19 protein-coding genes, 3 tRNA genes and 1 rRNA gene (1 of these 23 running past the window's edge) are annotated in these 20,498 nt (G+C 35.0%); 4 read left to right on the top strand and 19 right to left on the bottom strand.

What is annotated here, in order from left to right; all coding sequences use genetic code 11:
* Positions 1-4: 4 nt before the first annotated feature.
* Together SD1D_RS00665 and SD1D_RS00660 are read left to right on the top strand one after the other, a co-directional pair.
* Positions 5-1,753: a hypothetical protein gene (locus SD1D_RS00665; RefSeq protein WP_058257142.1), complete on the top strand. Its 1,749-nt coding sequence runs from the start codon at positions 5-7 to the stop codon at positions 1,751-1,753.
* A 78-nt stretch (positions 1,754-1,831) separates the two neighbouring features.
* A complete protein-coding gene (locus tag SD1D_RS00660; RefSeq protein ID WP_058257141.1) occupies positions 1,832-2,368 on the top strand; it encodes a DUF2179 domain-containing protein in 537 nt (178 codons plus the stop codon).
* Between the two features lie 113 nt (positions 2,369-2,481).
* Here the strand turns inward: SD1D_RS00660 and SD1D_RS00655 are convergent, their stop codons facing one another.
* The 10 genes from SD1D_RS00655 to araA form a co-directional block, all read right to left on the bottom strand.
* The gene (locus SD1D_RS00655) at positions 2,482-3,207 is read right to left on the bottom strand and encodes a MerR family transcriptional regulator (protein WP_058257140.1); all 726 of its coding nucleotides are present in this window, start codon (positions 3,205-3,207) and stop codon (positions 2,482-2,484) included.
* 67 nt (positions 3,208-3,274) lie between these two features.
* Entirely contained in the window at positions 3,275-3,775 is a 501-nt protein-coding gene (locus SD1D_RS00650; RefSeq protein ID WP_058257139.1) for a hypothetical protein, read from the bottom strand.
* A 156-nt stretch (positions 3,776-3,931) separates the two neighbouring features.
* Positions 3,932-4,198, bottom strand: coding sequence for a 30S ribosomal protein S18 (gene rpsR / locus SD1D_RS00645; RefSeq protein ID WP_058257138.1), 267 nt, complete (start codon positions 4,196-4,198; stop codon positions 3,932-3,934).
* A 34-nt stretch (positions 4,199-4,232) separates the two neighbouring features.
* Positions 4,233-4,679: a single-stranded DNA-binding protein gene (locus SD1D_RS00640; protein ID WP_058257137.1), complete on the bottom strand. Its 447-nt coding sequence runs from the start codon at positions 4,677-4,679 to the stop codon at positions 4,233-4,235.
* 41 nt (positions 4,680-4,720) lie between these two features.
* On the bottom strand, positions 4,721-5,008 hold the full coding sequence (gene rpsF / locus SD1D_RS00635) for a 30S ribosomal protein S6 (protein WP_058257136.1): 288 nt from the start codon (positions 5,006-5,008) through the stop codon (positions 4,721-4,723).
* A gap of 162 nt (positions 5,009-5,170) precedes the next feature.
* Positions 5,171-5,692: an STM3941 family protein gene (locus SD1D_RS00630; RefSeq protein ID WP_058257135.1), complete on the bottom strand. Its 522-nt coding sequence runs from the start codon at positions 5,690-5,692 to the stop codon at positions 5,171-5,173.
* Between the two features lie 237 nt (positions 5,693-5,929).
* Positions 5,930-6,469, bottom strand: a complete 540-nt coding sequence (locus SD1D_RS00625) for an inorganic diphosphatase (RefSeq protein ID WP_275940379.1) — start codon at positions 6,467-6,469, stop codon at positions 5,930-5,932.
* Positions 6,470-6,587: 118 nt separating this feature from the next.
* Positions 6,588-7,277 (bottom strand): L-ribulose-5-phosphate 4-epimerase, encoded by a 690-nt coding sequence (locus tag SD1D_RS00620; RefSeq protein ID WP_058257134.1) that lies wholly within the window; start codon positions 7,275-7,277, stop codon positions 6,588-6,590.
* A gap of 47 nt (positions 7,278-7,324) precedes the next feature.
* Entirely contained in the window at positions 7,325-8,926 is a 1,602-nt protein-coding gene (locus SD1D_RS00615; RefSeq protein ID WP_242955227.1) for a xylulokinase, read from the bottom strand.
* Between the two features lie 39 nt (positions 8,927-8,965).
* Positions 8,966-10,459, bottom strand: a complete 1,494-nt coding sequence (araA, locus tag SD1D_RS00610) for an L-arabinose isomerase (RefSeq protein WP_058257132.1) — start codon at positions 10,457-10,459, stop codon at positions 8,966-8,968.
* A gap of 192 nt (positions 10,460-10,651) precedes the next feature.
* On the opposite strand from araA, the gene SD1D_RS00605 reads away from it, so the two are divergent.
* Together SD1D_RS00605 and SD1D_RS00600 are read left to right on the top strand one after the other, a co-directional pair.
* Positions 10,652-11,701, top strand: a complete 1,050-nt coding sequence (locus tag SD1D_RS00605; RefSeq protein WP_058257131.1) for an AraC family transcriptional regulator — start codon at positions 10,652-10,654, stop codon at positions 11,699-11,701.
* A 97-nt stretch (positions 11,702-11,798) separates the two neighbouring features.
* Positions 11,799-13,007 carry an FprA family A-type flavoprotein gene (locus SD1D_RS00600; RefSeq protein WP_058257130.1) on the top strand — a complete coding sequence of 403 codons (1,209 nt, stop codon included), beginning with the start codon at positions 11,799-11,801 and terminating at the stop codon, positions 13,005-13,007.
* A gap of 328 nt (positions 13,008-13,335) precedes the next feature.
* Here the strand turns inward: SD1D_RS00600 and SD1D_RS00595 are convergent, their stop codons facing one another.
* From SD1D_RS00595 to SD1D_RS00555, 9 genes are all read right to left on the bottom strand, one after another.
* Positions 13,336-14,319, bottom strand: a complete 984-nt coding sequence (locus tag SD1D_RS00595) for a siderophore ABC transporter substrate-binding protein (RefSeq protein ID WP_058257129.1) — start codon at positions 14,317-14,319, stop codon at positions 13,336-13,338.
* A 37-nt stretch (positions 14,320-14,356) separates the two neighbouring features.
* On the bottom strand, positions 14,357-15,115 hold the full coding sequence (locus SD1D_RS00590; protein WP_058257128.1) for an iron ABC transporter ATP-binding protein: 759 nt from the start codon (positions 15,113-15,115) through the stop codon (positions 14,357-14,359).
* Positions 15,112-16,083 (bottom strand): iron chelate uptake ABC transporter family permease subunit, encoded by a 972-nt coding sequence (locus tag SD1D_RS00585; RefSeq protein ID WP_058257127.1) that lies wholly within the window; start codon positions 16,081-16,083, stop codon positions 15,112-15,114. The genes SD1D_RS00590 and SD1D_RS00585 overlap by 4 nt, the downstream gene beginning before the upstream one ends.
* On the bottom strand, positions 16,068-17,054 hold the full coding sequence (locus SD1D_RS00580; protein ID WP_058257126.1) for an ABC transporter permease: 987 nt from the start codon (positions 17,052-17,054) through the stop codon (positions 16,068-16,070). Before SD1D_RS00580 ends, SD1D_RS00585 begins: the two co-directional genes overlap by 16 nt.
* A gap of 505 nt (positions 17,055-17,559) precedes the next feature.
* Positions 17,560-17,630 (bottom strand) — tRNA-Cys (locus SD1D_RS00575).
* Between the two features lie 184 nt (positions 17,631-17,814).
* On the bottom strand, positions 17,815-18,615 hold the full coding sequence (locus tag SD1D_RS00570; protein WP_058257125.1) for a helix-turn-helix domain-containing protein: 801 nt from the start codon (positions 18,613-18,615) through the stop codon (positions 17,815-17,817).
* A gap of 204 nt (positions 18,616-18,819) precedes the next feature.
* Positions 18,820-18,890, bottom strand: a tRNA-Cys gene (locus SD1D_RS00565).
* A gap of 34 nt (positions 18,891-18,924) precedes the next feature.
* Positions 18,925-18,996 (bottom strand) — tRNA-Asn (locus tag SD1D_RS00560).
* 142 nt (positions 18,997-19,138) lie between these two features.
* Positions 19,139-20,498 (bottom strand): 23S ribosomal RNA (locus SD1D_RS00555); it runs 1,540 nt beyond the window's last position.

The following is a 20,498-nucleotide window of genomic DNA, read 5'->3' as shown; positions in this document are numbered from 1 at the left end:
TTAAATGATAGTTTCAAGACAAGAGATGCAACGATTACTAAAAATTGAACGGGAATATAAAAATGCTCTTATTTACATAGAAGAAATTTCAAAAAACTATAATGATACCAGTAACCAATTGAAATCTAAACAGGAGGAACTGCTAAATTTATACTCCCAGATTACTTATTATAAAAATGAAATTGCAAAATATAATGAAATTACTGTTGAAGTTGAGGAATATGTCCGTGAAAGAGAAGATGAGATATCTAGACTTAACAGTAAAGCAAGTCATTATGAAGTAAAGTTAAATAATTTAATTAAGGAAAATGAAGACCTTACAAACTTAATAAAAGAATATAAACAAGAAGTTCAGCATCTTGAATTAAGTCTTATGAATAGAGATACTGAAATTGATTCATATAAAGTAGGTTTGAAGGAAAGAGAAGAAAAGATAAATTATATGGCAGAACTTCTTAAAGAATCAGAAGTTATTGTTACTAATAAAGACAATGAAATTAATATACTAAAAGAGAAAATAAATACTCTTGAAAAAGCAAATAAAGAGAAAGAGTCTGATTTACATTCTAAAACAGATTTAATCTCTTCTTTAGAAAATGATTTAGAAAAGACAAGCCAAGCCTTAAAACAGAACAAAAAAGAATTAGAAGATACTGTAACAGATTTAAATAGCACCATAGAAGCTTTAGAAAAAAGCAATAATGAAAATAAACAATTACAAAAGCAGCTTGCCGAAAAAGAACAGCTGTTAAAGGTGGCTAATAATAATTTATTACATAAGGAAAACATAGTAAAAAATCTAAATAAAGAATTGTCTGAAAAAGCAAATAGTTATAATCAATTAAAGAAGATTTTAGATAAGAAGGAAGAACAAATAAAAGGCCTTACAAATAGCCTAAAGAATAATGAAAGTACAATTCAAAATCTTCAAAATAACTTAGCAGAGCAAGATAATATAAGTAAAGAACTGGAGATGAAAATAAAGGAAAAAGATAATTTGATCAAAGAATTTCATGAAGATATAAAAGAAAAAGATCTACATATAGAAAAACTAGGTTCTGATTTAACCAAGCAAGGGTATAAATTTGAAGAGGTATATAACAACTTAGCTACAGCCAAAGAAACTATAGAAACCCTTGAAAAACAGTTAGATGAAGAAAAAACTAAAAATGCAGCCGTTGAATCAAAGCTAGATCATATGAATATTTTAGTAAAGAACCAAAAAGATGAAATTGAAAATATGAGTAGCTTGTTATCTGATAGAAAATCTCAAATCTACCAACTAGAACAAAAGTTAGCTAAGCTAAATAAAGAACAGAAGCTTTATTCCAATCGCATAAAAGAATTAGAACTTAGTTTATCTCAATATTCTTCAATGGAAGAAGAAATCAATGAAAAAAATGAATTCATTGAAACACTAAAAAATACTATATCTAACAAAACAAATGAATTATGGGAACAGGAAAATATTATAGTACAATTACAAGATAATATAGTAACATTATCCTTAAAATTAGATGACTCTACTAATAAAATCAATGAATTGCAGGCAAATAATGATAGCTTAATTACTACCATTGATAAAAAAGAAGAAATCATAAGAACCATTGAAGCAAGATCAGAAAGTGATACAAAAGAAATAAATCAATTGAAAAACCAGTTAAAAGAGAAGCATGCAATTCTTGATGAATATGAAACAAAACTTCTTGAACTAATGATAGAATTAGATGAACTTAGACATAATAAAAATTAAATGTAAGAATCGTATAATTGCATTAAAAACTAAAAGATAAAACAATAATAGTATTCATGTATACAAAGGAGACATTCTATGGGATTTTTGATGAATTTAAGTGGCCCTATTCTATATCTTATTATTTTTGCCGCAAAAACAATTGAGGTATCAATTGCAACCGTTCGCTTAGTGCTAGTTAACAAAGGAGAACGGGTAAAGGGAGCCGTTCTTGGTTTTATAGAAATACTAATTTGGATATCATTAGTAAGCTCTGTGCTTAATAATATTACTGACGATCCCTTTAAAATTATCGCTTACGCTGCCGGATTTTCATTAGGTAATTACCTGGGAGTATCAATAGAATCTAAAGTTGCAATTGGCCTTGCCTCTCTTTATGTGGTAGTAGATTCGGAAGCTGGTAATGTACTGGCAAATCTTCTTAGAGATCACGATTATGGAGTTACCATTATTGATGGAAAAGGCAAGGATGATAGTATAAAAAGTCTTTTATTTATCCAGCTTAAAAGAAAGAAAATTCCGGCTACCATTAAGCTTATAAAAGAACACTACCCTAATGCATATATAAGTGTTAACGACGTTAAATCAACTGTCGGTGGATTTATTAAAAAGTAATATTAAACTTCTATTATCATTCCTATATTTCATAAGCCACAGACTTTATCTTGCAACTTAGGGATAAAATCTGTGGCCTTTTTTTCTAAAGCTTACTATTTAAATATATTATCTTATTTTTGTGTATCTGCATATATTTCCATGGCGTCACGCATAAATAAAGCCAAACCATCACCAAACTTATCAATATTTCTTGTAAATCTCTCATCATCTACATACATTTGCCCTAATCCTTTAAAAGCTTCCGGTGAGTAGTTTCCCATTTTATTTAGAAGCTGATTCCACTCCTTAATTCCTTCTTGTGCTTCTTTAGAAGCAGGTGATAAATGTCGCAGTGAAGCCAGCTTGCAAAATATTTCATTAAATCTTTCTTGATCGGTTAAAGTCATATTTTTAGCTTTTTCATTTGCTTCATCTACGGCTTTATCCCCCCACCTTTTTCTTGCTTCTTCTTCATATGGATTTTTGCTAAAATCAAATCCTTCAAATTTATCTTTAATAGACATTTGTATTTCTCCTTTCCCGTGTTTAATAGTTTTCTCAATAGTCTGAATCATTTTATCCAGCCTGCTTCTTTTTTCTAGAAGCATTTTATGCTGGAGTTTTAGGGCTTCTTGTCTTTCAAATGTTGGACTATCAAGAATTTCTTTGATTTTCTTTAGAGAAAAACCAAGTTCTTTAAAGAACAGAATTTGCTGCAAAGTCTCTAGATTCTTCTCTGAATATATACGATATCCAGCCTCAGTAGTTTTATCTGGGCTAAGTAGTCCAATTTCATCATAATAATGTAGTGTGCGCACACTAATACCTATTAAATCAGCAACTTCCTTAACTTTCATATGGCCTTTCTCCCTTCATCAATAACTATATAGTATCACGTAAGGTGAGAGTCAATACAAAAATATATTAATCAATCCCTATATTAGGATTACTCCACTGATCTAAGCTAACCATCTTTTTAAGATTATTAAAATTACAAGTATTCTTTATGTAATAATACTTTGCTTTATTTTTTCTCACATGCTTTACAAATACCTCATAACCTTCTGCCGGATAAATCTCCATTAATAATAGATCTCCAAATTCTAAGATTACAGGATCTTCATTGGGTATATCATCGGCTGAAGCAAAAACCACCATAGAATCAGTTATAGATTTTATAATAGGATTTATATTAGCCTCTGAGATTAACACCTTTTCTCCACCATATTGACCATGGATTTTCATACCACATTTAACCACGCTGGAGTTTACTTCATTATAAATTATATCGCACTGTCTTTTATACCAGACCCCTCTTACTACTATTCCAATCATGGCAAATAATACAGCAGATCCAATAATAGCCCATATTATTTTAAAGTCAAATTTTTTCCTCCTATATTCTTGAAAACTCCTATTAAGCATAATAATCTCAACCTCTCATTTGTCTAATTGTAAATCCTTTCATCTCATTGTCGTTACAATATATCACATTATTTTCCTTTTGTAAACTAATTATAATACTATAAACAAAAAAAGCGATATGCCTTGGCATATCGCTTTTGATTTTATAGTACTATATTATTCTACTGTGTAAGGCATTAAAGCTATATGTCTTGCACGTTTAACTGCTACTGTTAAAGCTCTCTGATGCTTTGCGCAGTTACCGGTGATTCTTCTAGGAAGAATCTTACCTCTTTCAGAAACATATCTCTTTAATTTATTTACATCTTTATAATCTATACCTGTATGGTTTTTATCAGCACAAAATACGCAGACTTTCCTTCTTCTACGGCTGAAGGTTCTTCTTTTTGCCTGAGAATCGCTTTTGTCATTCTTATTGGCCATGCTGTAACCTCCTTATCCATTTTTCTATATACGATTAATTAAAAGGTAATTCTTCATCAATACCATCAGGAATATTCATAAAACCATCTCCCATAGCTGAGCTAGGTTCAGGTCTGAAATCCCTTTGATAATTATTAGCGGACGCATCCGGGTTGTTTGCTTTGCTTTCAACAAACTCAATTTCTTCTACAACCACATCTGTAGTGTAGATTTTTTGTCCTTCATTATTAGTATAACTACCGGTTTGAATTCGTCCTACAGCTCCCATCTTCATACCCTGTCTAAAATATTTTTCTACAAACTCAGCTTGTTTACCAAAGCAAACACAGCCTATAAAGTCTGCATCCTGGGTATCATTAGCTCTCTTAAACCTACGGTCTACTGCTAATGTGAATCTGGCAACTGCCATTTGATTTTCCCCCTGTGAATATCTCACCATGGGATCCCTTGTTAAACGTCCGATTAAAATTACTTTATTCAATAGTTACTACCTCCCTTTTTAATTCGCCTTAGGTAGTACTCTTAGGCATCCTTTTTGATGCATAAATATCTGATTACTTTTTCCATAATACGAATTCTTTGTTCGATTTCGTTTGGAACAGTAGAATCAGCTTCGAATTGGATGAAATAGTAGTAGCCTTCTTTCATTTTCTGAATCTCATAGGCTAATTTCTTTTTGCCCCAGTCATCCACATTGGTAACTGTGCCACCGAATCTGCTAATTAAGTCTTTTACTTCTTCTAAAGTAGCTACTTTTTCTTCATCTTCGATTTTCGCATTAACAACTAAGGCTAATTCATATTGATTCATAGTTGCCTAGCACCTCCTTCTGGTCTCTGGCCCTTTTTTAAAGAGCAAGGAATATTTGTATAACATATCACAATGATTAATATTAACACAAGTTTTAAAATAAAACAACCTGTTTTTTTTACAATTATAAATAAAATTTATGTGCAATATGTAAAATTTTGTTTACTCGTATAATCTTTTATAATCTTTCAACCTCTTTTGAAGCAAGCTAAGAATATCTTCCGGAACCATATCCTTTGCTAAATCTGTATGTAATATTATGGCAGGCTGGTTTAGACTTAAATTTCTCTTAGCCAGTCTCTTTTTATTCTGAGGCAATTTGGATATAAATTCATCTCGATTTTTTAAGATAACTGCAATGGTTTCAAGGCCATGGAGATGTATAATCTCAAATTCTTTAATGTCTTTATAGGATATGAAACCATATCCTCCTATGGAAGGACAGTCTATTATTCCATCCATAGTTATAATAAATAATATTTTAGTTTTTGTTGCTTGTATAATAGCAGCTAAAAATCCAATAAGAAATATTATAGCTACCAGCAAGCCTACAATTTTATAAAACTTATTTTCCTTCATAAAACCATAAATACAAATAGCTGTTGAGGCCGCAAGCATGAAGAAACTAGCCATTGTCATAGCAAAAGCTCTATGATTGGTCTCTTCAATAATAATATCTCCCATTGGACTTCACCCCTATTATTAAAATAATACAATCTTTTTTATTTTAATCCTTTTATTTGTTTTTTTCAATAGTTTTCCATAAAAATGGATACAATAATTACAATTATCAACCAAATAATTTATACCTTTTAAAGCTGTAGCAGAATTAATTCAAACTGCTCTTTATACAATAAAAGAAGCTAGTTATTAATTCAAATAATAACTAGCTTCTCAAATATCAAATAATTTTTTATTTAATTATTTTTTATTTTGAAATACATTATTATAATTCTTAATACAATAACTGATAATATCCATAGCTTCCTCAGGTCCACCAAACTCATTTACAGCTGTCTCTTTATTCTCCAATTCCTTATAAACACTGAAAAAATGCCGCATCTCACTAAATAAATGAGCAGGTAACTCATTAATATTCTTATACATATTAAAGTTGGGGTCGTTACATGGGATAGCAATAATTTTCTCATCTCTCATTCCGTTATCAATCATGTTCATAACCCCAATGGGATAGCATTTTACCAAGGTTAAAGGCTCAATGGATTCAGAACATAGTACAAGTACATCTAGAGGGTCCAAATCATCCCCATAAGTTCTTGGTATAAATCCATAGTTTGCCGGATAATGGGTAGACGTATATAGGATACGATCGAGAATAATTAAGCCTGTCTCTTTATCCAGTTCATACTTTTTCTTACTTCCTTTTGAAATTTCAACCACAGCCACAAATTCCTTTGGTGTAATCCTGTCAGGGCTGATATCATGCCATATGTTTATCATTTCATACCACCTATACTTTCTCATTTATATTAAGTATCTTAATATAAACTTGATTTTTATGTAGTATTATAACAGAAGTATGAAAAAATACCAAATATAAAAATTATGGATATTATCTCTAACTTTGTCCATAGTAAGCGTTAGGTCCATGTTTTCTTAGAAAATGCTTATCTTGAATATACTTAGGGGCAGGGGACATCTTATTGTTAAGCTGTTCTGTCATTAAATTCATCTTTGCCACCTCTTCCAAAACAACGGCATTATAAACCGCTTCAGCAGCATTCTTACCCCAGGTAAATGGACCATGGTTTTTACACAGAACTCCCGGAACATATAAGGGATTTAAGCCGGAAAATGTCTCCACAATAACTAATCCCGTGTTCTTTTCGTATCCATTATTAACTTCTTCCTCTGTAAGGCTTCTAGTACACGGTATGTCTCCTTTAAAATAATCGGCATGGGTAGTTCCGTAGCAAGGTATGGAACGTCCTGCCTGTGCCCAGGCAGTTGCTACCGGTGAATGGGTATGGACCACACCACCTATTTCCGGGAATGCCAAATATAGTTCCAAATGGGTTGCCGTATCAGAGGAGGGGTTGAAGTTTCCCTCTACTTTATTGCCCTTTAGATCTACAACCACCATATCCTCAGGTTTTAAATCATCATAGGAAACTCCGCTTGGCTTTATAACAAATAATCCTTGCTCCCTATCAATACCACTGACGTTTCCCCAAGTATATGTTACCAATCCTCGTTTGGGAAGCTCCATATTGGCTTCATAAACCTCTTTTTTTAATTGTTCTAACATAGTATACCTCATTTCTGATACTTACATTACTTCTTTCTTAACTTTGTCTAGATAAGGGTCTCAACAGCTGACCTTTCTATGGCAAGACCGGCAGTATATAAGCTCATAAACTGCTCAAATCCCTCCACATCCTTTTTGTCCGGTTCTATAGATAGTCCTTTCATATCTGCAAATACCCGGCTTTCAAGATAGCTATCCAAAGTATCCTCTTCTTTTTTATGAAGCATATAATCAGCTAAAATAGCAATACCCCAGGCTCCACCTTCTCCGGCGGTTTCCATAACAGTTACCGGAGTGTTCATGGCGGCGGCAAGAATCCTTTGTCCGACACCCTCGGTCTTAAAAAATCCTCCATGTCCCAGAACCTTATCTACTACCACCTTTTCTTCCTTAAATAATATATCTAAACCGGTCTTTAATGCTCCAAGTGCAGTATACAGATGGACCCTCATAAAGTTTGCCAAGTTAAATTTAGCATCAGGCTTTCTTACAAATAAGGGCCTTCCCTCCTCAAAGTGGGTAATGTGTTCACCGGAATAATATCCGTAGGACAGTAATCCGCCGCAATCTGCATCACCGCTTAAGGCCTTGTTATAAAGTACGGAATATAGTTTTGTTGTATCTACTTCAATATTCATAGCCTTTGCAAACTCGCCAAATAAAGATACCCAGGCATTTAAATCTGAAGTACAGTTATTGCTATGTACCATGGCAACAGGATCCCCTGCCGGAGTCATAACTATGTCTATCTCCTTATGGACTTTCTTTAAATCCTCTTCCAATACAACCATGGCAAAAACACTGGTTCCGGCAGAAACATTACTGCTTCTTTTGGCTACACTGTTAGTAGCAACCATTCCGGTTCCGGCATCTCCTTCCGGAGGACAAAGGGGAATTCCCGGCTTTAGATTACCCCTAGGATCAAGAAGCTTAGCTCCTTCTTCCGTAAGTTTTCCGGCATATTCACCTGCCACCAAAACCTTAGGAAGAATATCACGAAGCTTCCACGGAAAACCTTTATCTGCAATTAACCGGTCAAATTGATTTATCATGGTTTCATTAAAGTCCTTGGTCTTAACATCCACAGGGAACATACCTGCTGCATCCCCTATACCAAGAACTTTTTCACCGGTAAGTTTCCAATGGACATATCCTTCTAGGGTTATAAGATAGTCTATTTCTGCCACATGCTCTTCTTTATTTAATATAGCTTGATATAGATGAGCAATGCTCCATCTTTGGGGTATATTAAAGTTAAATAATTCTGTTAATTTATCTGAAGCAGGTCCTGTAATAGTATTTCTCCATGTACGGAAAGGAACCAGAAGCTCTCCTGCCTTATTAAAAGCCATATAACCATGCATCATTGCACTAATACCAATGGCACCTATGTTGCTAATAGTTACTCCATACTGCTTCTCTACTTCATCAGCCAGGTCCCGGTAGCTTCCTTGTACCCCTTCCCATATATCTTCCAGTGTATAGGTCCATATATTATCAATGTAGCGGTTCTCCCAGTCATGCTTACCTATTGCAAGTGGCATATAATTTTCATCCATTAATACAGCCTTTATCCTGGTTGAACCAAGTTCAATACCTAAAGTGGTTCTGCCACTGTTAATTGCTTCTATTCTTAAATTTTTATTCATTAAAACCCCTCCAACTTCAATTTTCATTAAAGAAAATAATTAGCGAAATGCAATGGAATTCCACAGCAATTCGTTTTTAAGGGTCCTAATATTCGTATCCTTATCAATATATACAGCCTCAATGCCCATGGCTGCTGCCCAATCTCCCATTTGTTCTGCACTAAGATCATAGGTAAATGCCGTATGATGGGCACCACCTGATAAAATCCAGGCTTCCGCACCAACTTCAAGATTTGGCATAGGAGTCCAAAAAGCCGTAGCCACAGGAAGTTTCGGCATAGGTTTTTCGGTCTTTTTACATTCAACCTCATTTATAATTAAGCGGAATCTATTGCCCAAATCTACTAATGATGTAGCTATGGCAGGACCGGTCTTAGAGGTAAATACTAATCTTGCAGGATCTTCTCTGTCACCCATGGATAAAGGACAAACCTTAATTCCTATAGGGCCATCTGATACAGAAGGACATACTTCCAGCATATGTGCCTGAAGGATTCCTTCCTTACCGGGTACCAGGTTATAGGTATAGTCTTCCATAAATGAAGTTCCCTTGGCATCTTTTATGTCGGCAGTCATAACCTTCATTAATCTAACCATGGCTGCTGTCTTCCAATCACCTTCTCCGCCAAATCCATAGCCCTTTTCCATAAGCCGCTGTATAGCCAGTCCCGGAAGCTGCTGCAGACTTCCCAAATCACCAAAATGAGTTACAATAGCATGATAGTTCTTTTCTTTTAAGAACTTCTCAAATCCAAGTTCAATAGCTGCCTGAACTGCCACATGTCTGCGAAACTCCTTTTCGTCCCTACCTTCAAGTAAAATATCATACTTGCTGTAATATTCCTCTACCAATACATCTACCTCTGGGGAAGGTACAGCACTTACATATTCGGCTATTTCATTTATCGGATAAGTATCAACTTCCCAGCCAAATTTTATTTGGGCCTCAACCTTATCCCCTTCAGTAACAGCCACATTTCTCATATTATCGGCTATACGAAGTACACGGATATGGCTGCTTTCTATAACACCTATGGCGGTTCTCATCCAGCTTGCAATACGTTTTAGTACATTTTCATTACTCCAGTGTCCAACTACTACCTTTCGCTCTATTCCCATCCTAGAAACAATATGACCAAACTCTCTGTCTCCATGGGCAGACTGATTTTCATTCATAAAATCCATATCTATAGTGTCATAAGGTATTTCTTGATTAAATTGTGTATGTAAATGAAGAAGTGGCTTTCTATACTCTTGAAGGCCCAAAATCCATGATTTTGCCGGAGAAAAAGTATGCATCCATGTAATTACACCTGCACATTCTTGATCTTCATTTGCCTCATTAAACAGTTTACGAATAGATACACTATCAAGCAAAGTAGGTTTCCACTGAAGCTTAAAAGGAAGTAATCCGGATTCGTTCATTTTTTCAACCATTATTTTTGAGTGCTCTGCCACATTTGCAAGACATTCATCACCATATAAATCCTGTGAGCCTGTTGCAAACCAAAAAACATAATCTTTTTTAATCATTTTTCTTATCCTCCTTTATATAACTTTTCCTCAACTAAATTACCTAAAATTATCATAAACAAATCCCCTTTGTCTGACAATTTCTTAACACCGCACTTACGAATAAAAAGTTACCTAATCCGACCTCATTTCTCTTGCTTCTATATTAAATATTATTTATACTTATTACATAAAGTAGTAGGAGAAGATAATATGAGTTTGCAAAAATTATGTCAAGATATATCATGTAATGATCCAAATATACTAGAGGAAGGAAGCCATATTGGCTCCCGTATAATGTGTCCGGAATATTCTCTTCATGTAAAGGATATAAAAACCTACCCCCTTTCTCAGGAAGAAAGGATTTTTGCCCTTTGCTGGACAATCTTTCCTAACAATAGGCTATATGGTACCATCAAACCCTCACTTGTTTCCTTTTCCTACGGCTGTACTTTTAAGGAAGGCTGCAGAACCCAGATGCATACCCATGAATATCTTGAACTAGCTTATGTAGTCTCCGGTACCTTTCGCCAGCAGATACTTGGCAATGATATAATCTTTAAGCAGGGAGAACTATGGCTCATTGATAAAAATTGCCTTCATCAAGATTACCTTGATCCTGAACCTGCCTGTATACTATTTTTAGGAATTGCCAACGAGATGTTTGACAGTATAATATCTAGCCAAGTGGCAGATGAACGGATAATATCCTTTCTTCAAACAGCCCTAATGAAGCAGAAAGATCTTTGGCAGTATCTGCACTTTAAACCAAAGGACAAAAACAACAAACAAATGGAAGAATATCTAACCAAGCTTTTAAATGAACTAATCATTTATGATAAAGCTTCAAATTATATATGCCATGGCTTGCTTATGAGGATATTTAGGCTACTTAGCTCAGACTATGATATATCCTTATCAAGCAAAATGCAGAAAAAGATGAACTGGCTCTTATTTCAGGAGATAACATCATATATTAAGGAAAACTACAGAGACATCTCCTTAAAGCAACTGTCCAAAAATTTTCATTTCCATGAAGATTATTTTAATAGGCTATTAAAAGCAAAGACCGGAATGACTTATACAGAATATATTCAGAATATCCGAATTAAAGAAGCAGAAAAGCTACTTCTTAATACTAAGCTTACCATAGACGAAATAGCTGTCAGGGTGGGCTATCAAAACAAAGGATACTTTTATAGGATATTTGTTGACAAGCACAAGATGACCCCTGCACAATATAGAAAAGAAAAGCTTATTTAAAAATTAAAATTATTTAAGAAATCATCTTGATTAATATTGCAAAATACTTTATATGTTATAATACTAAAGTTATATAACACAGATAGGAGGTTTTATTATAAATACCATATATGAAATATCACCGAAAATTTATTGGGTAGGAGGAAATGACAGACGTATTGAGCTTTTTGAAAATATGTTTCCCCTGCCAAATGGAGTTGCTTATAACTCTTATTTAATTAATGATGAAAAAACAGCCCTGCTTGATACAGTGGACGCTGCCATCAGTGCAGAATATCTTGAAAATATTACCCATGCCCTTAATGGCAGGCAGTTAGATTACCTGGTAATAAACCATATGGAACCGGATCATTGTGCCAATATAGAAGAAATCCTAAGACGCTATCCCAGTGTAAAAGTAATAGGTAATCCAAAGACATTCCAATTTTTCAGACAGTATTACACCATGGACATGTCCGATAACTATATAGAGGTTAAGGAAGGTCAGGAAATTTGTCTTGGCAGTCATACACTACGTTTTTATATGGCTCCTATGGTTCATTGGCCTGAGGTAATGGTTACTTATGAAACATCCAAGGGTATACTATTTTCAGCCGATGCCTTCGGCGCTTTTGGGGCAATCTCCGGTAATATCTTTGCAGATGAGCTGGAATACGACAGCTACTTTCTTGATGAAGCCAGACGCTATTATACCAACATAGTAGGCCGTTATGGGAACCAGGTACAGGCCTTATTTAAGAAGTTATCCGGCTTAGAAATTAATATGATTTGCGGTTTACATGGTCATCTATGGCGCGGGGATATGATTCCTTACATCATGGACAAGTACGACAAATGGAGCAAGTACCTTCCCGAAAAGAAAGGTGTTGTACTGGCCTATGGATCAATGTATGGTAATACGGAAAATGCCGTTAATGCCCTTGCTGTCAAACTAGCCCAAAGGGGAATTAAGGATATCAGAGTATACGATGTTTCAAAAACTCATCCTTCCTATATTATATCGGATATTTTTAAATACAGTCATGTGGTCTTTGCAGCCCCAACCTACAATATGAACTTATACTTCCCTATGGATTCACTTATAAGGGAACTTGCAGTACTAAATATAAGTAATCGTAAAGTCTCCTTAATCGGAAACCATACCTGGGCATCTGCTGCACTGAAGAATATGACAGAGATGATAAGTAATATGAAAAATATGGAGATTGTGGGTACACCAATTGATATTAAATCCTCCCTAAGGGAAGATAGAGAAGGAGAACTTGATAATCTGGCAGATGCAATTTATGAATCTATGGATGATTAAATAAAAATTTAAACAATATGAATATACTATTAAAGTCCTGAAAGTTTATAAATAAACTTTACAGGACTTTTTTGATTTCTTACCTTTTGCTTATGGATTAACTCCCATACTCATAATACTATTACTGGGAAATATTATAGTAGCTCTTTGGATTTTAGAAAACCCAATTATATGTAAATAGGTTAGATAAGCTCAGCCATTTAGAATAATAAAAAAAGATTCCCTATATCATATGCTTCTTACATATGCTTCTTAGGAAATCTTTTTTATATACTTAATTAACTTAAATACTTATATAATAATTTTATAAAATATACTATACTTACTTCTAGTTCTTATATGCCTCTCTAACATCTATAATCATCTGACTTGTAGATGTAATTCCACCTCCGGACAAATACCAAATATCCGGATTAAGAGATACTATCCTATTATTAATAGCAGCATTTGTTCCATTAACTAAGTCATTATCCAATACTGCGTTGGCAGTATTGGTTCCCCCTACCACCAAGGTACGGTCAATAACTAAGATAATATCCGGATTCTTGTCTGCTATATATTCAAAGTTAACAGACTGCCCATGGGTTGATGATTCTATGTTTTCATCTGCTGCTTTTGCACCTAAGATATCATGAATCATACCAAATCTAGAACCGGATCCATATACACTTACAGAACCATCATTAGTAAGTAAAATCAAAACTTTTTCATTACTTTCTGCAGTAATAGCCTGTACCTCTTCCACCAGACTATTTAGCTTATTAATAGCTTCTTCTGCTTCATTTTCTTTACTAAAAATCTGAGCCACATAACCTATATTGGTTTTAACATCATCTAAATAAGTATCACCATTGGTCTCAACATAAATAGTAGGAGCAATTTCTAATAGCTGATCATAATAATCCTGCTGCCTTCCACTAATAAATATAACATCCGGCTCAAACTCAAATATAGCTTCTAAATCAGGCTCTTTAAGGGAACCAACGCTGCTAGCATTTTCAAACTTGCTTAAATAAGCAGGTAGACTACTTACTGCTGTGGCGATTTCCACATCAATTCCCAGGGCATCGATAATATCAAGAATACCATAATCTAATACCACCGCTTTTTTAACATCGGCAGCGACTGTTACTGTACCCTTAATATGTTCAATAGTAACTGAAGCATAAGCTGCAGAATCATTAGTATCCTTGGATGCTTCTTGTGATGTATTAGAAGAATCAATGTTACTTGCCACTTCTTTCTTACTGCAAGCTCCCAGTAGTCCCATAATCAAGCCTACTGATAAAATAATATATAAAAACTTTTTCATCTTCATTACTCCTTTATTTAAATTATAGATTTAATTTTTAACTATAATATAGGCATATGTTTTTTCCGCAATAATTTTGAACAGAAATATCCATTCCATATATATCGTATAAAACTCCGCTTTCTATTATCTGACATGTATTGCCTTGTTTTATTATCTTTCCATCCTTCATAGCAACTACATAATCTGCATAACAGGATACAAAATTGATATCATGAATAACAACCATGATGGTTTTACCCCGTTCATTTACCAGCCTTTTTAAGACCTTCATTATCTTAACAGAGTGCTTCATATCCAGGTTGTTTAAAGGCTCATCTAGAAATATATATTCTGTATCCTGGGCAATTACCATGGCTATATAGGCCATTTGTCTTTGACCTCCACTAAGTTCATCTAAATATCGGTCTTGCAAATCCATAAGCCCCATATATTCTAAGGCGTCATTTACATGTTTTAAATCTTCTTTACTAAGCCTTCCTTTGGAGTAAGGAAATCGTCCAAAGGACACTAATTCTCGGACAGTCAAACGAATATTTAAGAAGTTGCTTTGTTTTAAAATGGATAGGCGTTTAGATAAATCTATGCTCTTCCATTGCCTAAGCTCTTTATTGTCAATAAATACTTCCCCACCATCTTTTTTTAAGGTTCTGCTTATCATGGATATTAATGTACTTTTACCGGCACCGTTACTTCCTATAAAAGCTATAATTTTTCCTTTAGGTATATCCAAATCTACATTGTCTACAACTTTTTTGTCACCATATCTTTTTGTTATATTTCTTACAGCAATCATTGTTTTCTCTCCTTTAACATAAGGTATAAGAAATAAATACCTCCAATAAAATTAATGATAACACTCATAGTAGTTTCGAACCGGAATATCCTCTCAGTAACCAATAGCCCCGCCGTTAAAAAGAAAATACCAAGAAGTGTGGTCCCGATTGTTAAGCTTCGATGTGAATAGCTAGCTAAGACATGTCTGGCAAGATTAACAATCAGTATGCCTAAAAATGTTATGGGGCCAACCAGTGCGGTAGATACAGATATTAGTACTGCTGATATAATTAAAGTCTTTAATACAAGTTTCTTATAGTCAACTCCCAGGTTAATTGCATTTTCAGCTCCTAAGGATACTACATCCAAATAGGGTAGATCCTTTATTGAAATTATAAAAACTACAAGAATAATAAATATACTTATCCCTATTAACTTGGAATTAATATTATTGAAACTTGCAAACATCCTTCCTTGTAAAACTGAAAATTCATTTGGGTCTAACAGTACCTGCATAAAAGTAGCCATACCGTTAAACAATCCACCCATTATCATACCTGTAAGTACCAGGAAGTAAACATTCTTACTTTCACCGCGAAACAGCAGTAAAAATAATAGACATGCCGCAGATATCATAAATCCCACTGATATCAAAAAATGGGGATATCCAATCATCTGTGATAATGCTTTCGACCCTGCAAAAAATACTATAAAAGTCTGAATAAACAAATATAAAGAATCAAGACCCATAACACTAGGTGTTAAAATATGATTATTGGTAATGGTCTGAAATGTTAATGATGAATAGCCTATGGCATAGCTTACAATAATAACTGCCAAAATCTTTGTCATTCTCCTGGGCATAAAAAAGCTAAAATTCTTAGCAGTAAGACCCGGTAATAAAAATCCAGCTATTAATACCAAGTCAAGAAGAAGTAGAAGTACTATGACTTTCTTACTTTTTTTATCCTTTAAGATGTACTCCAATTCTTCTTCCTCCTAAATAGTAATATTAAAAACATAATGCTACCCACAACACTGACAATAAGGCTGATGGAAATCTCATAGGGAAATATAATAACCCTTCCAATCATGTCACATATCAATAAAAACAAAGCACCAAAGAGGGCTGTTATGGGCAATGCATTCCTTAAATTATCTCCCACAAATATCGACACAATATTAGGAATTATAATACCTATAAAAGAAATGCTTCCTACTGTAACAACCACAGTAGATGTAATAACAGCAACAATAACCATTCCTAATAGCACCACAGCCTTATAATTAATACCTAAGCTTTTTGAAAAGCTTTCTCCCATACCGGCTATTGTAAGCTTATTGGCATAGATATAAGCTATTATCAAGAAGGGGATTCCTAGGTATAACAACTCATATCTACCTTTGATTACAAGAGAAAAATTGCCTTGAAGCCAAGATGACATATTCTGTATCATATCAAGCCTATAAGCAAAAAAGCTTGTTATGGAACTTATTACATTTCCTAACATCATACCTACTAAGGGTACTATCATAGCATTTTTAAACTTCATAGTCTGCAGAAGCTGCATAAAGACCAGGGTGCCAAGTAAAGAGCAAATAAAGGCTACTATCATCTTATAAATTGTTGCTTCCCCACCAAAAAACAGTATGGCAATCATTACTCCAAATCTGCTCCACTCCATAGTTCCGGCCGTTGATGGTGAAACAAATTTGTTATCAGTAATGGTCTGCATAATTAATCCTGATATACTTAAACTAGCTCCGGTAACCAGAATACTAATTAATCTTGGAAGCCTACTGATAAGCGCAAGATTAATGTCCGTGCTGTTTTGTGTAAAAAGGCCCAATAGATTAAAATCCTTTACACCTATAGTCAGTGAATATATAGATGATAGTATCAAAAATATAAGCCAAAATAGCTTATTATGTAATATCTTCCTTAACTTAAAATTCATTATGACCTCCGATAATATGCATATTTCCGTTAAGTCTTGCTCTAATTTATCATAATTGAGAATGAATGTCAATATCGAATATGTGGAAAAATGTACTATCGATCAATTTATTTATAGTCATAAAAACTTAATTTACCTTTAGATTTACATTCAATTGCATATGTTGTAATATTATGTTGATATGATAAAATATCTCTCTAATTATGTCTATTTGTGGATAAAGGAATTATTTTCAATGCCAAGAAAATTAAAGATAATATTATTTAACAGAATCAAAATCAGAATGTTATATGCGGTATTTTTAGTATTTTTGGTCTAATAATTTTAATAGCTTACACTACTGGTTTTATACCTAGACCTTTTTTCTATACTGGATTAGTCTTATGTTATAATTCAATCAATGTTTTTCTTGAAATTACTGCTATTGAATAAGGAAACATTGGCCTTACTAAATATAAAAAATCTCTAAACCATAAATTCTATTGGTTTAGAGATTTTTAAATTAAGGCGACACCCAGATTCGAACTGGGGATCAGGGTGTTGCAGACCCGTGCCTTACCGCTTGGCTATGTCGCCATTTTTATATTATTTGATTTAATGCTATTTTATTATAGCAATGGTTTAATTATACGTCAAGTACTAAAAATCTTACCTTTATATTATATTTGGTCTGCATATACTTAGATAAATGACATTTTAAAACCGGACTTTTATATAATGTAAAAGCCCCATGACTTACATGGGGCTATTTATCCTATAATTATTTAGACTCCTTAATTGTATTATGTAGAGAAGTGAATAGTTCATTATATTTTAATCCACTACCACTAAATCTGGTAACAGCAACATAAACACTTAGTGGTATTACTTTATCGGCATATGTAAAGGTTTGACCATTCATTTTTAAAATCATGTCTCCTATATTTGTTGCATAATCTTTATCTTTACTGTTAGTTAGAAGTACAAATTCATCTCCCCCAATACGAAAAATAACATCCTCCTTTCCTGCCACCTTTTCTATACGTTTTAGAACTTCTAGTATTGCCAAATCTCCTGCTTTAAATGATATTTCATTAATTTCATTTAGAGACTTTATGTCACAACACACAAAATAACAATCTTTTCTATCAACAAATAAATCGTATAATTCTGTTATATCAACATGTTTTCTACTACTCATATAATCATCTCCATTCTTTATAGGCAGTAACTGCCTTGGATATAATTCTGTAAATTTGGCCTTTTTACGAAAAACTGATGGGGTACATCGCCACACCTGATCAAATGCTCTAGTAAAGGCTTCAGGTGAACTGTAACAGTATTTATAGGCTATATCAAGTATACTTACCCTTGGATTAGTAACTAAATCTCTGGCTGCTTTTGTAATTCTTCGTTTTATAATATATTCTTTAACACTATGTCCATTTAAGTACTTGAAAATCTTCTGAAGGTAGGATTTTGAACAATAACATGCATGTGCAACATCTTCAGCTGTAATATTCTCATGAAGATTGTTCTCTATATAATCTAATGCACATGATAATATCTCAATTTTGTTCATAGCCACCCTCCCATATATTACACGGTACCGTATATTAATATTATATCATAAGGGTAAAACAATAATCTTGATATTTTGACTTCTTTTTACCATACTGCATCAATACCTAAAATATTACCCATACTACACGCTACATCTACACCGCCTAACTATACAAAAAAGCCTCAAAGTCATAAATACAAGACTTTGAGGCTTATATTAGATAGGCGACACCCAGATTTGAACTGGGGATCAGGGTGTTGCAGACCCGTGCCTTACCACTTGGCTATGTCGCCATATATTTTTGTCACTTATAAATTAATTAAGCAACTCCCCGAGTAGGGCTCGAACCTACAACCCCACGGTTAACAGCCGTGTGCTCTACCATTGAGCTATCGAGGATTATATTATAATAGAAAAAACAGAAAAGTCTATTATAGATTTTCTGTCCTCTTATTATATTCAAATGAATAGGCTACTATTCATTTTATTGACTAAATACTACACATGAAAATGATTTCATCCATATCTGTAAAAACCTATTTAGGTCAAGCCCTCGACCTATTAGTAACAGTCAGCTACATGTGTTACCACACTTCCACCTCTGTCCTATCTACCTTGTGGTCTTCAAGGGGTCTTACTTGCTTATTGCAATGGGATATCTTATCTTGAGGGAGGCTTCACGCTTAGATGCCTTCAGCGTTTATCCCTGCCAAACTTGGCTACTCGGCCATGCACTTGGTAGTACAACCGATACACCAGCGGTTTGTCCAACCCGGTCCTCTCGTACTAAGGTCAGATCCTCTCAAATATCCTGCGCCCACGCCGGATAGGGACCGAACTGTCTCACGACGTTCTGAACCCAGCTCGCGTACCGCTTTAATGGGCGAACAGCCCAACCCTTGGGACCTGCTACAGCCCCAGGATGCGATGAGCCGACATCGAGGTGCCAAACCACTCCGTCGATGTGAACTCTTGGGAGTGATAAGCCTGTTATCCCCAGGGTAGCTTTTATCCGTTGAGCGATGGCAATCCCACTTTATACCACCGGATCACTAAGTCCTACTTTCGTACCTGCTCCACCCGTCGGTGTCACAGTCAAGCTCCCTTATGCCTTTACACTCTGCGAATGGTTTCCAACCATTCTGAGGGAACCTTTGAGCGCCTCCGATACCCTTTCGGAGGCGACCGCCCCAGTCAAACTCCCCACCTGACATTGTCCACCGGCCGGATCACGGCCGCGTGTTAGAAACCCAGTAACACAAGGGTGGTATCCCAACAGCGGCTCCACGACAACCGGAGTTGTCGCTTCATAGCCTCCCACCTATCCTGTGCATGCATTACCGAGTCCCAGTATCAAGCTAGAGTAAAGCTCCATGGGGTCTTTCCGTCCTGGCGCGGGTAACCAGCATCTTCACTGGTATTTCAATTTCACCGGGTGCATTGTCGAGACAGTGCCCAAATCATTACGCCTTTCGTGCGGGTCGGAACTTACCCGACAAGGAATTTCGCTACCTTAGGACCGTTATAGTTACGGCCGCCGTTTACTGGGGCTTAAGTTCAAAGCTTCGCCTTGCGGCTAACCTCTCCCCTTAACCTTCCAGCACCGGGCAGGCGTCAGCCCATATACTTCACCTTTCGGTTTTGCATAGACCTATGTTTTTGCTAAACAGTTGCTTGGGCCATTTCTCTGCGGCCTGGTTGCCCAGGCGCCCCTTCTCCCGAAGTTACGGGGCCATTTTGCCGAGTTCCTTAACAATGCTTCTCCCGTCGGCCTTAGGATTCTCTCCTCATCCACCTGTGTCGGTTTACGGTACGGGCTCATACAAAGCTATAGCGGCTTTTCTCGACGGCATGGGTTCGGAAGCTTCGCTACTTTATGTTCGCTCCTCTTCACACTTTAG

Source organism: Herbinix luporum, assembly GCF_900070325.1.
Taxonomy (GTDB): Bacteria; Bacillota; Clostridia; order Lachnospirales; family Lachnospiraceae; genus Mobilitalea; species Mobilitalea luporum.
Note: the sequence above shows the minus strand (reverse complement) of the source record. Positions and strands in the feature narration are given on the sequence as shown.